At 57.8% G+C, this 13,808-nt stretch carries 10 protein-coding genes; 8 read left to right on the top strand and 2 right to left on the bottom strand.

Annotated elements, in window-relative coordinates; genetic code table 11:
• Positions 1-138 precede the first annotated feature (138 nt).
• The 8 genes from dapB to folA all read left to right on the top strand — a co-directional run bounded on the left by dapB (position 139) and on the right by folA (position 12,421).
• Positions 139-960 (top strand): 4-hydroxy-tetrahydrodipicolinate reductase, encoded by an 822-nt coding sequence (dapB, locus tag ACSPHG_RS20320; RefSeq protein WP_435955290.1) that lies wholly within the window; start codon positions 139-141, stop codon positions 958-960.
• 460 nt (positions 961-1,420) lie between these two features.
• Positions 1,421-2,569 carry a glutamine-hydrolyzing carbamoyl-phosphate synthase small subunit gene (gene carA / locus ACSPHG_RS20315; protein WP_435955288.1) on the top strand — a complete coding sequence of 383 codons (1,149 nt, stop codon included), beginning with the start codon at positions 1,421-1,423 and terminating at the stop codon, positions 2,567-2,569.
• A gap of 15 nt (positions 2,570-2,584) precedes the next feature.
• Entirely contained in the window at positions 2,585-5,809 is a 3,225-nt protein-coding gene (carB, locus tag ACSPHG_RS20310) for a carbamoyl-phosphate synthase large subunit (RefSeq protein ID WP_435955287.1), read from the top strand.
• Between the two features lie 171 nt (positions 5,810-5,980).
• Positions 5,981-6,214, top strand: coding sequence for a YgdI/YgdR family lipoprotein (locus ACSPHG_RS20305; RefSeq protein ID WP_435955286.1), 234 nt, complete (start codon positions 5,981-5,983; stop codon positions 6,212-6,214).
• Positions 6,215-6,505: 291 nt separating this feature from the next.
• The gene (locus ACSPHG_RS20300) at positions 6,506-9,094 is read left to right on the top strand and encodes a glycosyl hydrolase family 18 protein (protein WP_435955285.1); all 2,589 of its coding nucleotides are present in this window, start codon (positions 6,506-6,508) and stop codon (positions 9,092-9,094) included.
• A gap of 305 nt (positions 9,095-9,399) precedes the next feature.
• Complete coding sequence (gene kefF, locus ACSPHG_RS20295; RefSeq protein ID WP_435955284.1) at positions 9,400-9,930, top strand: glutathione-regulated potassium-efflux system oxidoreductase KefF; 531 nt, start codon at positions 9,400-9,402, stop codon at positions 9,928-9,930.
• Positions 9,923-11,782 (top strand): glutathione-regulated potassium-efflux system protein KefC, encoded by a 1,860-nt coding sequence (gene kefC, locus ACSPHG_RS20290; RefSeq protein ID WP_435955283.1) that lies wholly within the window; start codon positions 9,923-9,925, stop codon positions 11,780-11,782. Before kefF ends, kefC begins: the two co-directional genes overlap by 8 nt.
• A 159-nt stretch (positions 11,783-11,941) precedes the next feature.
• Positions 11,942-12,421: a type 3 dihydrofolate reductase gene (gene folA, locus ACSPHG_RS20285; RefSeq protein WP_435955282.1), complete on the top strand. Its 480-nt coding sequence runs from the start codon at positions 11,942-11,944 to the stop codon at positions 12,419-12,421.
• 156 nt (positions 12,422-12,577) lie between these two features.
• On the opposite strand, the gene apaH is transcribed toward folA, so the two are convergent.
• Both apaH and apaG read right to left on the bottom strand, forming a co-directional pair.
• Positions 12,578-13,426 carry a bis(5'-nucleosyl)-tetraphosphatase (symmetrical) ApaH gene (apaH, locus tag ACSPHG_RS20280; RefSeq protein WP_435955281.1) on the bottom strand — a complete coding sequence of 283 codons (849 nt, stop codon included), beginning with the start codon at positions 13,424-13,426 and terminating at the stop codon, positions 12,578-12,580.
• Positions 13,427-13,430: 4 nt separating this feature from the next.
• Complete coding sequence (apaG, locus tag ACSPHG_RS20275; RefSeq protein WP_435955280.1) at positions 13,431-13,808, bottom strand: Co2+/Mg2+ efflux facilitator ApaG/CorD; 378 nt, start codon at positions 13,806-13,808, stop codon at positions 13,431-13,433.

Raw genomic sequence — 13,808 nt, 5'->3', positions numbered from 1 at the left:
CAGGGGAATGAAGTCTTTTACTGATAACTGCCGCGGTTTGACATAAATTTCTAATTATCGGTGTTTTCGGCTGGCAGCCTTGCAACGGGCTGGTAACCTGAAAATGTTTTGTTAGCAGATTAATTAAAGAGAGTGAATATGGACGAAGCACAGATCCGCGTCGCGATTGCGGGCGCGGGCGGTCGTATGGGACGACAACTTATTCAGGCGGCCCTGGCGCTTGAAGGCGTGCAGCTTGGCGCCGCCCTTGAGCGCGCGGGCTCATCCCTTGTCGGCAGCGACGCGGGCGAACTGGCAGGCGTTGCGAAAACCGGCGTCACCGTGAGCGATAGCCTTGAGAAGGTGGTCAACGATTTTGACGTGTTTATCGATTTCACTCGTCCGGAAGGCACCCTGAGCCATCTGGCGTTCTGCCGCCAGCACGGCAAGGGCATGGTCATCGGCACCACGGGTTTTGATGACGCGGGCAAAAAGGCGATTCAAGATGCCGCCGCTGATATCCCGGTCGTCTTCGCGGCCAACTTTAGCGTTGGGGTGAACGTCATGCTCAAGCTGCTTGAGAAAGCGGCTAAGGTCATGGGCGACTACACCGATATCGAAATCATTGAAGCGCACCACCGCCACAAGGTGGACGCGCCGTCCGGGACCGCGCTTGCGATGGGCGAAGCCATTGCTCAGGCGATGGACAAAGATTTAAAACAGTGCGCCGTCTATTCCCGCGAAGGCTACACCGGCGAGCGAGTGCCTGGAACCATCGGCTTCGCCACGGTGCGGGCGGGCGACATTGTAGGTGAACACACCGCGATGTTTGCGGATATCGGCGAGCGCATTGAAATCAGCCACAAGGCTTCAAGCCGCATGACCTTCGCAAATGGCGCGGTTCGTTCCGCTTTGTGGCTAAGCGGTAAGAAAAAAGGTCTTTTCGACATGCAAGATGTGCTGAATCTTAATAGTTTGTAAAAAGAGTTACCCTTCGTGATGTGGTTATTTCAATCATAAGTGTTTGATTGGTGGGGCAATAGTTTATTGCCCTTTTTTATTTTTGGTGTTTAGATGTGTTTTTTATCTGAAAACTCCATAATCATAACTTTATCCTCCATTTTCTGTTGTCTTAATGTTAATTTTGACCATCTGGTCCACTTTTTTGCGTGCCATTGACGAAATTTTTATTCTTCCTGCCTCGCAATCGATTACCTGTGTTACTTTTGCTGTTCATTTCACCTCTCAATGCCGATCTTTTTAACCAGAGCGGTAAAATAGACATAAAAAGTTCGCCTTAAGGTAGACTTTTGCCCATCTTGTCCTTAGAATGCCGCCGTTTGTCAAAAATCCAAATGACAGGCTGTTTTGCATTTGATTCAGGCATAGGTTTTGAATTAATATGCGAATAAATTGAATGTTTATTCCCCTGGAGGACGTTTTGATTAAGTCAGCAATATTGGTTCTGGAAGACGGAACCCAATTCCACGGTCGGGCCATTGGGGCATCGGGTCAGGCAGTGGGAGAAGTCGTTTTCAACACATCAATGACCGGCTATCAAGAAATCCTCACTGATCCTTCCTACTCCCGCCAGATCGTCACTCTTACCTATCCTCATATCGGCAATGTCGGCACCAACTCCGCTGACGAAGAATCCTCCCAGGTACATGCGCAAGGCCTCGTCATTCGTGACCTGCCGCTGATTGCCAGCAACTACCGCAATACCGAGGACCTCTCTTCCTACCTGAAACGCCATAACATCGTGGCGATTGCCGATATCGATACTCGTAAGCTGACCCGCCTGCTGCGTGAGAAAGGCGCGCAGAACGGCTGCATTATTGCCGGTGACAACATCGATGCGACGCTTGCGCACGAGCGGGCGAAAGCCTTCCCGGGCCTGAACGGCATGGACCTGGCGAAAGAAGTCACCACCAAAGAAGCCTACGCGTGGCAGCAGGGGAGCTGGACGCTTGAAGGCGAACTGCCGGAAGCGGCAAAAGAAGAAGATTTACCGTTCCACGTGGTGGCCTACGACTACGGCGTGAAGCGCAATATCCTGCGTATGCTGGTAGACCGCGGCTGCCGCCTGACGGTTGTTCCGGCGCAGACCCCGGCGGCGGAAGTGCTGAAGATGAACCCGGACGGCATCTTCCTCTCCAACGGCCCCGGCGACCCGGCGCCGTGCGACTACGCCATCAGCGCCATCGAATCCTTCCTGGAAACCGACGTTCCGGTGTTCGGCATCTGCCTCGGCCACCAGCTGCTGGCGCTGGCAAGCGGTGCGAAAACCGTGAAGATGAAGTTCGGCCACCACGGCGGCAACCACCCGGTAAAAGATTTAGACCGCGACTGCGTGATGATTACCGCCCAGAACCACGGTTTTGCGGTGGACGAAACCACGTTACCGGCAAACCTGCGCGTAACCCACAAGTCGCTGTTCGACGGCACGCTGCAGGGCATTCATCGCACGGATAAACCCGCGTTCAGCTTCCAGGGCCACCCTGAAGCGAGCCCGGGCCCGCACGACGCCGCGCCGCTGTTCGACCACTTTATCGATTTGATTAAGCACTACCGCACTACTGCTAAATAATCAGGAGCCGAGAAAATGCCAAAACGTACAGATATAAAAAGCATCCTGATCCTTGGTGCAGGCCCGATTGTTATCGGCCAGGCGTGTGAGTTCGACTACTCCGGTGCCCAGGCGTGTAAAGCGCTGCGTGAAGAGGGTTACCGCGTCATTCTGGTGAACTCCAACCCGGCGACCATCATGACCGACCCAGAAATGGCCGATGCCACCTACATTGAGCCGATTCACTGGGAAGTGGTGCGCAAAATCATCGAAAAAGAGCGCCCGGATGCGGTGCTGCCAACCATGGGCGGCCAGACGGCGCTGAACTGCGCGCTGGAACTTGAGCGCCAGGGCGTGCTTGCCGAGTTCGGCGTCACGATGATTGGCGCAACCGCCGACGCGATTGATAAAGCCGAAGACCGCCGCCGCTTTGACGTGGCGATGAAAAAAATCGGTTTAGACACCGCGCGCTCCGGCATCGCGCACAACATGGAAGAAGCGCTGGCGGTTGCCGCTGACGTGGGCTATCCGTGCATTATCCGCCCTTCGTTCACCATGGGCGGCACCGGCGGCGGCATCGCCTACAACCGCGAAGAGTTCGAAGAAATCTGCGAGCGCGGTCTGGATCTTTCCCCAACCAAAGAGCTGCTGATTGACGAGTCGCTGATCGGCTGGAAAGAGTACGAGATGGAGGTGGTGCGCGATAAAAACGACAACTGCATCATCGTCTGCTCGATTGAAAACTTTGACCCGATGGGCATCCACACCGGTGACTCCATCACCGTCGCCCCGGCCCAGACGCTGACCGATAAAGAGTACCAAATCATGCGTAACGCCTCGATGGCGGTGCTGCGTGAAATCGGCGTCGAAACCGGCGGCTCCAACGTACAGTTCTCGGTGAACCCTAAGACCGGCCGCCTGATCGTTATCGAAATGAACCCGCGCGTGTCCCGCTCCTCCGCGCTCGCCTCTAAAGCAACCGGCTTCCCGATTGCCAAAGTGGCCGCGAAGCTGGCGGTGGGCTACACCCTCGACGAGCTGATGAACGACATCACCGGCGGCAAAACGCCTGCGTCGTTCGAACCGTCGATCGACTACGTTGTAACGAAAATTCCTCGCTTTAACTTCGAGAAGTTCGTCGGCGCAAACGACCGCCTGACCACGCAGATGAAATCCGTCGGCGAAGTGATGGCGATTGGCCGTACCCAGCAGGAATCGCTGCAAAAAGCGCTGCGCGGCCTGGAAGTGGGCGCAACCGGCTTTGACCCGAAAGTGAATCTGGACGACCCGGAAGCGCTGACCAAAATTCGCCGCGAGCTGAAGGATGCCGGTGCCGAGCGCATCTGGTACGTGGCCGACGCCTTCCGCGCGGGCCTGTCCGTCGACGGCGTGTTCAACCTGACCAACATCGACCGCTGGTTCCTGGTGCAAATCGAAGAGCTGGTGCGCCTGGAAGAGAAAGTCGAAGAAGTTGGCATCACCGGCCTGGACTACGGCTTCCTGCGCATGCTTAAGCGTAAGGGCTTTGCCGATGCGCGCCTGGCGAAGCTTGCGGGCGTTCGTGAATCCGAAATCCGCAAGCTGCGCGAGCAGCACAATCTGCACCCGGTTTACAAGCGTGTGGATACCTGCGCGGCGGAGTTCTCCACCGACACCGCGTACATGTACTCCACCTATGAAGACGAGTGCGAAGCGAACCCGAACAACGACCGTGACAAAATCATGGTGCTGGGCGGCGGGCCAAACCGCATCGGCCAGGGCATCGAGTTTGACTACTGCTGCGTTCACGCCTCTCTGGCGCTGCGCGAAGACGGTTACGAAACCATCATGGTCAACTGCAACCCGGAAACCGTGTCTACCGACTACGACACCTCCGACCGCCTGTACTTCGAGCCGGTTACCCTCGAAGACGTGCTGGAAATCGTGCGCGTTGAGAAGCCAAAAGGCGTCATCGTGCAGTACGGCGGCCAGACCCCGCTGAAGCTTGCGCGTGAGCTGGAAGCCGCTGGCGTGCCGATTATCGGCACCAGCCCGGACGCCATTGACCGCGCCGAAGACCGCGAGCGTTTCCAGCACGCGGTTGACCGCCTGAAGCTGAAACAGCCTGCAAACGCCACCGTCACCACCATCGAAATGGCGGTAGAAAAGGCGGCGCAGATTGGCTATCCGCTGGTGGTTCGTCCGTCATACGTGCTGGGCGGCCGCGCGATGGAAATCGTCTATGATGAAGTGGATTTACGCCGCTACTTCCAGACCGCGGTTAGCGTTTCCAACGATGCGCCGGTTCTGCTCGACCGCTTCCTCGACGATGCGGTAGAGGTGGACGTGGACGCCATCTGCGACGGCGAAACCGTGCTGATTGGCGGCATCATGGAGCACATCGAGCAGGCGGGCGTGCACTCCGGCGACTCCGCGTGTTCTCTGCCAGCCTATACGCTGAGCCAGGAAATCCAGGACGTGATGCGTCAGCAGGTGCAGAAGCTGGCCTTCGAGCTGCAGGTTCGCGGCCTGATGAACGTGCAGTTTGCGGTAAAAGACAACGAGGTTTACCTGATTGAGGTGAACCCACGCGCCGCGCGTACCGTGCCGTTTGTCTCTAAAGCCACCGGCATGGCGCTTGCGAAAGTCGCCGCGCGCGTGATGGTTGGGCAAACGCTGGTTGAACAGGGCATGACGAAAGAAATCATCCCGCCGTACTACTCCGTCAAAGAAGTGGTGCTGCCGTTCAACAAGTTCCCGGGCGTCGACCCGCTGTTAGGGCCAGAAATGCGCTCGACCGGTGAAGTGATGGGCGTGGGCCGCACCTTTGCGGAAGCTTTCTCGAAAGCGATGCTGGGCAGTCAGTCCACGATGCGTAAGCCGGGCCGCGCGCTGCTCTCTGTTCGCGAAGGCGACAAAGAGCGCGTGGTGGACCTTGCCGCCAAGCTCCTGAAGCAGGGCTTCGAGCTGGACGCGACCCACGGCACGGCTATCGTGCTGGGCGAAGCGGGCATCAACCCGCGCCTGGTGAACAAGGTGCACGAAGGGCGTCCGCACATTCAGGACCGCATCAAGAACGGCGAGTACACCTACATCATCAACACCACCGCCGGGCGTCAGGCGATTGAGGATTCCAAACTCATCCGCCGCAGCGCGCTGCAGTACAAGGTGCATTACGACACCACGCTTAACGGCGGCTTCGCCACCGCGATGGCGCTGAACGCCGACGCTACCGAAAAAGTTATTTCGGTGCAGGAAATGCACGCGCAAATCACCAAATAACCGCTTCGCATCCCTCGCAAAACCCGCTTCGGCGGGTTTTTTATTCGGTATAAGCTGCCTGTTTGTCGACGACCCGCCTTCAGAGTGTTCTGTATTTACTCCCAAAGTTGGCAAAACGAACTACATTTAATACTCAAATGATAAGAAATGACTTTCTTTAGGGAGATCGACATGCAAAACAAGATTCTCGTGGCTTCTATTTTCGCAGCAGCAACTCTGTTTACCGTCGCGGGCTGTTCGTCCAACCAGGCGGTGAAAACCACCGATGGTAAAACGATCGTTACCGACGGCAAGCCGCAGGTAGATGACGAAACCGGCCTGGTATCCTACAAAAATGCCGAAACCGGCAAAACCGAACAGATCAATCGCGATCAGGTGAAAAATATGAGCGAGCTGGATAACTAATCCCAACGCGCTCTTAGCTTCCCATAAGGCCCGCAGATTCACATCTGTGGGCTTTTTTAATGCCTGCTGACGGGAGTTTATTGGCACTAAAGTGCATGTTAGTCACACTTAATATATTCACCGTAATTATATCTAGTTGATATATTTGATAAATTTGTGATCGGTGTAAATGTTTTAGTGATGTTATTAAATGTAAATAAATTGTTCTGAAACCATAATGACCTCAGGGCCGTCGCGCGGCGACATCGCCCCTTTCGCTGCTCTCTTTTCAGCAAACCGTCGAGGTCATCAATGTTAAGAACCAAACTTTCACTGCTCACCTGCCTGGTTGCAGGCTCTCTTTCTCCTTCCCTATATGCCGCCCTGCCGGGCAAGCCCACGCTCGGCGCGGACGAAACTACCTTCGCCATTGTTGAGGTCGATCAGGCGGCTAGCGCCTATCAAAGCCTGGTAAAGGTAAAAGACGCGGCGGACGTTAGCGTCACCTGGAGCCTGTGGAACGGCGACGCGGGCCAGACCGCAAAAGTGCTGCTTGACGGCAGTCAGGTCTGGACGGGGCCGTCATCGGCCTCCGGCAGCGCGACCTTTAAGGTCAACAAAGGCGGGCGCTACGCGATGCAGGTGGCGCTGTGCAACAGCGAAGGCTGTACCACCAGCGACAGCAAGCAGATCGTGGTGGCCGATACCGACGGCAGCCATCTGCTGCCTCTACAAACCCCGCTGCGCGAAAACAACAAGCCTTACAGCAATAAGTCAGGCAAGGTCGTCGGGGCTTACTTTGTCGAGTGGGGCGTTTACGGGCGCGCATTCCCGGTGGACAAAATCCCGGCGCAAAACCTGACGCACATCCTCTACGGCTTTACGCCAATCTGCGGCGGCGACGGCATTAATGACAGCCTGAAGAGCATCGAGGGAAGTTTCCAGGCGCTACAGCGCGCCTGCGCCGGACGCGCCGATTTTAAAGTCGCGATTCACGATCCGTGGGCCGCGGTGCAGATGCCGCAGCAGGGCGTGAGCGACTGGGCCGCGCCTTACAAAGGCAACTTCGGCCAGCTGATGGCGCTCAAGCAGGCCAACCCTAACCTGAAGATTATCCCATCGGTCGGCGGCTGGACGCTTTCCGACCCGTTCCACTTCATGGGCGATAAAACCAAGCGCGATACCTTCGTCGCCTCGGTGAAGGAATTCCTCAAAACCTGGAAGTTCTTTGACGGCGTGGATATCGACTGGGAGTTTCCGGGCGGCGGCGGGCAGAACGTGACGCTGGGCAGCCCGACCGACGGCGCAACCTACGTGCAGCTGATGCACGATCTGCGCGCCATGCTCGATCAGCTCTCCGCCGAAACCGGCAAAACCTATGAGTTAAGCTCGGCGATTAGCGCCGGTCGCGACAAAATCGCCAAGGTGGATTATCAGGCGGCCCAGCAGTATATGGACCACATCTTCCTGATGAGCTATGACTTCTACGGCGCGTTTTCTCTGACCACGCTCGGCCACCAGACGGCGCTCTACGGCTCGGCTTCTAAACCCGACACGGATTACACCACCGACCACGGCGTTCAGGCGCTGCTTGCCCAGGGCGTAACGCCGGGCAAAATCGTCGTCGGCGCGGCGATGTACGGGCGCGGCTGGACCGGCGTTCACGGCTATCAGAACAACGATCCTTTCACCGGAACGGCTACCGGCCCGACGAAAGGCACCTGGGAAAACGGCATCGTCGATTACCGCCAGCTCGCCACCATGAAAGCCTCCGGGGAGTGGCAGTACAGCTACGACACGGCGGCCCAGGCTCCGTATCTGTTCAAAGCCTCCTCCGGCGATCTGATTACCTATGACGATGCCCGTTCGGTGGCGGCAAAAGGGCAGTATGTCCAAACCAATAAGCTCGGCGGCCTGTTCGCCTGGGAAATCGACGCCGATAACGGCGACATCCTCAACGCGATGAACGAAAGCCTCGGCAACGGCAGCGGCGGCACGCCGGTAAACCAGCCGCCGATGACCAGCGCGGGCACCAGCCAACAGGTTTCAGGCCCGGCGACGGTGACGCTGGACGGTTCGCTGTCCCGCGATCCGGAAGGGGGCGCATTGACCTACGCGTGGCGCAAGGTGAGCGGCCCGGACGTAACGATAAGTCAGGCTAATCAGGCAAAAGCAACCTTCAGCGTGGCGCAAACCACCGCCGACCAGGTGTGGGTATTCGAGCTGAAAACTACCGACACGGCGGGGCTAAGCTCTACCGCCCAGGTGCAGGTCACCAACAAAGCGCCGCAGGCCAACCGTCCGCCGCAGGTCACCATGCCAGCCGCGCAGAGCGTAGAATCGGGCAAGAGCATCACCGTTGTGGCGCAGGCAAGCGATCAGGATAACGACGCGCTGACCTACCAATGGACGCTGCCGACCGGTCTTACCGCGCCTTCGCTAACGGGCAGCTCGGTGACCATTACCGCGCCGACCGTAACCAGCGCAACCAGCTACACGCTGAGCGTTTCGGTTTCCGACGGCAAAAGCTCGACGGCGGGCAGCACGACGCTAACGGTGCAACCGGTTTCAGCTGGGGGTTCATGCGGTATTCCACAGGATCCGAATGCGGCTAACTACCCGACGTGGACATCGTCCAAGGTCTACAACACCGGGGACATTGCCAGCTATCGCGACCTGGTGTGGAAGGCGAAGTACTGGACGCAAAACAACGAGCCGAGCGCGACCGCCGAACAGTGGGAGCTGGTCAGCAACGTGACGCTACCGTGGAACAGCCTTGCGGCCTACGCCCAGGGTGCCAAAGTCAGCTACAACGGCCATCAGTGGAAGGCCGCTTACTGGAGCCAGGGGAACACGCCGGGAACGGGAAGCATCTGGCAGGATTTAGGTGCCTGTCAGTAATCGAGCGTAGGTAATACTACAAAGGCCGGGGGCAGATGCTTCCGGCCTTTGTTTTGTATACCCGTCATACTTCAAGTCGTGGAGAAGTTGGCTGCACTCACAAACCCCAGCCGCTTACTTTAGTAAGCTCCTGGGTGGCCGCCGACCCACAACTTGAATTATTTAGGGTATATATCTGTATAAGTTGGTTAAATATTTTTAATTTCTTCTTTTCGCAAAGCTGGCACTCTTTATCTTTCCGATCCGCTGTTTTTTTAGCATAAGCGTCATATGCTTTTGAAAGCGTTCCTCATGATGAGACCGGCATGATTCTGATTATTTATGCACATCCGTACCCGCAACACTCCCACGCCAACCGAAAGATGATAGAGCAGGCCACGCGGTTGCCTGACGTAGAAGTGCGTTCGCTCTACGAGCTTTACCCTGATTTCAACATCGATATTGCCGCCGAGCAGGAGGCGTTAAGCCGCGCCGATCTGGTCATCTGGCAGCATCCGATGCAGTGGTACAGCATGCCGCCGCTGATGAAGCTGTGGATCGATAAGGTTCTTTCGCACGGCTGGGCCTACGGCCACGGCGCAAAGGCGCTGCACGGTAAAAACGTGATGTGGGCGGTAACGACGGGCGGCGGCGAAGGGCATTTTGAGCTGGGCGATCATCCCGGCTTCGACGTGCTGGGGCAGCCGCTACAGGCGACGGCGCTTTACTGCGGCATGCGTTGGCTGCCGAGCTTTGCAATCCACTTCACCTTCGTATGCGATGAAAACACCCTTGAGGTGCAGGCCGAACAGTACCTTCAGCGTCTAGCCGACTGGCAGGAGGCATACCATGGATAGCCACAGCCTGATTCAGGCGTTGATTTACCTCGGCTCCGCCGCGCTTATCGTGCCCATCGCGGTGCGCCTGGGCTTAGGCTCGGTGCTCGGCTACCTGATTGCCGGCTGTATCATCGGCCCGTGGGGGCTGAGGCTTGTGACCGACGCGGAAACCATTCTGCATTTTGCTGAAATCGGCGTTGTGCTGATGCTGTTTGTTATCGGGCTTGAGCTTGACCCGCGGCGACTGTGGACGCTGCGCGCCTCGGTGTTTGGCGGCGGCTTTTTGCAAATGGCGACCTGCGGACTAGCGCTTGGCCTGTTCTGCATGCTGATGGGGCTGCGCTGGCAGGTTGCCGTGCTGATCGGCCTGACGCTTGCGCTTTCTTCTACGGCCATCGCCATGCAGGCGATGAACGAGCGTAACCTGACGATCTCGCCGATGGGGCGCAGCGCCTTCGCCGTGCTGTTGTTCCAGGACATTGCGGCAATCCCGCTGGTGGCGATGATCCCGCTTCTCGCCAGCAGCGGCGCAACCACGACGATTGCGGCGTTTTCAATTTCGGCGCTGAAGGTGGTCGGCGCGCTGGCGCTGGTCGTGCTGCTCGGCCGTTACGTTACGCGTCCCGTGCTGCGGTTCGTTGCCCGTTCCGGCCTGCGCGAAGTTTTCAGCGCCGTGGCGCTGTTCCTGGTGTTCGGCTTCGGCCTGCTGCTTGAGGAAGCGGGGCTGTCGATGGCGATGGGGGCGTTCCTGGCGGGCGTACTGCTGGCAAGCTCGGAGTACCGCCACGCGCTGGAAAGCGACATCGAGCCTTTTAAAGGCCTGCTGCTCGGGCTGTTCTTTATCGGCGTGGGGATGTCGATAGACTTCGGCACGCTGGTGGATAACCCGCTGCGCATTATCGCGCTTCTCGCGGGCTTCCTGGTGATTAAAACGCTGATGCTCTGGCTTATCGCCCGGCCGCTGAAGGTGCCGGGCAGGCAGCGCCGCTGGTTTGCCGTGCTGCTGGGGCAGGGCAGTGAATTCGCCTTTGTGATCTTCGGCACCGCGCGCATGGCGGAGGTGCTCGACGATAGCTGGGCGAAATCCCTGACGCTTGCCGTGGCGCTATCGATGGCGGCTACGCCGCTGCTGCTGGTGCTGCTGGGTCGCCTTGAGAAATCGGGCAAAGACCAGTCCCATGAGGCTGACGAGATCGATGAGGAACAGCCGCGCGTCATTATCGCGGGCTTCGGGCGCTTCGGGCAGATCGCCGGTCGTCTGTTGCTGACCAGCGGGGTGAACGTGGTGATTCTGGATCACGATCCTGACCACATCGAAACGTTGCGCAAGTTTGGTACCAAGGTATTTTACGGCGATGCCACCCGCGTTGACCTGCTGGAGTCCGCCGGTGCGGCTGGGGCGGAAGTGCTTATCAACGCCATCGACGATCCGGATGCCAACATGCAGCTTACCGAAATGGCGCAGGAGCATTTTCCGCATCTGCAAATCCTGGCCCGCGCGCGGGACATCAATCACTACATCCGCCTGCGGCAGGCCGGGGTTGAGATGCCAGAACGTGAAACGTTCGAAAGCTCGCTTAAGATTGGCCGCCGGGCGCTCGAAGGGCTGGGCGTGGGAAGCTATGAGGCGCGCGAGCGTGCCGACCACTTCCGGCGCTTCAACCTGCAAATGCTTGAAGAGATGGTGCCCACGGACGATGCATCGGCGGCAAGGGCGGACGTGTTTAAACGCAATAGCGCCATGCTGACGGAAGTGATCAACGAGGACCGCGCGCACCTGAACGTTATTCAGCGCCACGGCTGGCAGGGAACGGATGAGGGCGTTCACTCCGGGAAGCTCGCGGACGAACCGCCGGTGAAGCCGGATTAAAGCCATGAGTTGCGCTAACGCCTTGTTCGCGTTAGCGCCCGCCGATCCCGGCGTAGCAGAACGAAAAAATTTGTGCTCCTGCCGCGTAAGGGCAGTCGACGAAAGAATGCGCTTTACGTATAGTGGCGGCAATTTTTTCACCACCCTTGGGTTAATAGAATGATCAGTCTGATTGCTGCATTAGCGGTAGATCGCGTTATTGGCATGGAAAACGCCATGCCCTGGAACCTGCCTGCCGATCTGGCCTGGTTTAAGCGTACAACGTTAAACAAACCGGTTGTGATGGGGCGTTTGACGTGGGAGTCCATCGGTCGCCCATTGCCTGGCCGTAAGAACATCGTCATCAGCAGCAAGCCCGGCACCGACGATCGCGTTGAGTGGGTGAGCTCCGTTGACGAGGCGATTAAAGCATGCGGCGATGCCGAAGAGATCATGGTGATCGGCGGCGGGCGCGTCTATGAGCAGTTCCTGCCAAAAGCGCAGCGCCTGTATCTGACGCACATTGATGCGGAAGTGGAAGGCGACACGCACTTCCCGGATTACGATCCGGACGAGTGGCAGTCTACCTTTAGCGAGTTTCATGATGCGGACGAGCAGAACTCGCACGGCTATTGCTTCGAGATTCTGGAGCGTCGCTAAAGTTAGGGTGGATGGCGCTTGCGCTAATCCACCCTACAATTTGAGCGATTTGCGGGCCGGGTAAGCGCAGCGCCACCCTACAATTATTTGACGCTGGGTGTTTTGTAGGTCGGGTAAGCGCAAGCGCCACCCGACAAACCGCGCGAATACTTGGTATCACGCAACCGCGACTTCACCCTCGCCGGTATCTTTCTTCCGGTTCGACGGCTGGACGAAATAAGCCTTATCTTCCCAGCGCAGGCAGGTGAGATCCCCGCCCCAGCAGCAGCCGGTATCCAGCCCGTAAATGCCTTCCGGCGTGCCTTTGCCTTCAAGCGATGCCCAATGACCAAAGACTACCGAGTACGCGTCCGTCACCGGGCCGGGAATAGCAAACCACGGCTTGAGCGGCGCGGGCGCGCTTTCCGGCGTGTCTTTGCAGTACATATCCAGCTGCCCGTTCGGGAAGCAGTAGCGCATGCGGGTGAGGGCGTTGGTAATGAACCGCAGGCGGGCAAGCCCGCTAAGATCCTGCGACCAGTTGTTTGGCATGTCGCCGTACATGGCGTCGAGGAACAGCGGATAGCTGTCGCTTGAAAGCACCGCCTCCGCGTCGCGCGCGCAGGCGATGGCGGTGTCGATATCCCACTGCGGCGTAATGCCCGCATGCGCCATCACCAGCTTTTTCTCTTCATCAACCTGTATCAGCGGCTGACGACGCAGCCAGTTAAGCAGTTCATCCGCGTCCGGTGCTTCGAGCAGTTGGGAAACGCGGTCTTTCGGTTTATTACGGCTGATGCCCGCGTAAACCGCAAGCAGGTGCAGATCGTGGTTGCCGAGCACCAGGCGCACGCTGTCGCCTAAACCACGGACATAGCGCAGAACCTCAAGAGAGCCCGGGCCGCGCGCGACGAGATCGCCGGTGAGCCATAAAGTATCTTTGCCAGGCGTAAACTCAACCTGTTGCAGCAGGGCGATCAGCTCATCGTAGCAGCCGTGAACGTCGCCAATCAGGTATGTAGACATCGTATCAGTGAATGAAGGCTGGAATGGCCAGACGGAAGACCGGAATGGCGACGCGGAAGGCATCGCCCTGATAATCGACCATTTCATAATGGCCTTGCATGGTGCCCAGCGGCGTTTCTAGCACGGCGCCGCTGGTATAGCTGTATTCGTTACCCGGTTCGATATGGGGCTGAACGCCTATCACGCCCTCGCCCTGAACTTCGGTTTCGTGACCGTTGCCGTTGGTAATCAGCCAGTAACGACCCAGCAGCTGCACCGGTGTTCGCCCCAAATTCCTGATGGTCACGGTATAAGCAAAGACGAAACGTTCATTCTCCGGGGAGGACTGTGATTCGATATACACGCTTTGTACCTGAACACATACGCGGGGCGAATTTAACAT

Origin of the sequence: Dryocola baronae (assembly GCF_051297175.1) — a bacterium.
Classification (GTDB): domain Bacteria; phylum Pseudomonadota; class Gammaproteobacteria; order Enterobacterales; family Enterobacteriaceae; genus Dryocola.
The sequence above is the reverse complement of the archived record's forward strand: the minus strand, read 5'-3'. Positions and strand labels throughout refer to the sequence as shown.

Bases quoted from the DNA above. Each gene is read 5' to 3' on its own strand.
- dapB (WP_435955290.1), top strand. From the start codon at position 139: ATGGACGAAGCACAGATCCGCGTCGCGATTGCGGGCGCGGGCGGTCGT.
- carB (WP_435955287.1), top strand. From the start codon at position 2,585: ATGCCAAAACGTACAGATATAAAAAGCATCCTGATCCTTGGTGCAGGC.
- ACSPHG_RS20305 (WP_435955286.1), top strand. From the start codon at position 5,981: ATGCAAAACAAGATTCTCGTGGCTTCTATTTTCGCAGCAGCAACTCTG.
- ACSPHG_RS20300 (WP_435955285.1), top strand. From the start codon at position 6,506: ATGTTAAGAACCAAACTTTCACTGCTCACCTGCCTGGTTGCAGGCTCT.
- kefF (WP_435955284.1), top strand. From the start codon at position 9,400: ATGATTCTGATTATTTATGCACATCCGTACCCGCAACACTCCCACGCC.
- kefC (WP_435955283.1), top strand. From the start codon at position 9,923: ATGGATAGCCACAGCCTGATTCAGGCGTTGATTTACCTCGGCTCCGCC.
- folA (WP_435955282.1), top strand. From the start codon at position 11,942: ATGATCAGTCTGATTGCTGCATTAGCGGTAGATCGCGTTATTGGCATG.
- apaH (WP_435955281.1), bottom strand. From the start codon at position 13,426: ATGTCTACATACCTGATTGGCGACGTTCACGGCTGCTACGATGAGCTG.
- apaG (WP_435955280.1), bottom strand. From the start codon at position 13,808: ATGTTAAATTCGCCCCGCGTATGTGTTCAGGTACAAAGCGTGTATATC.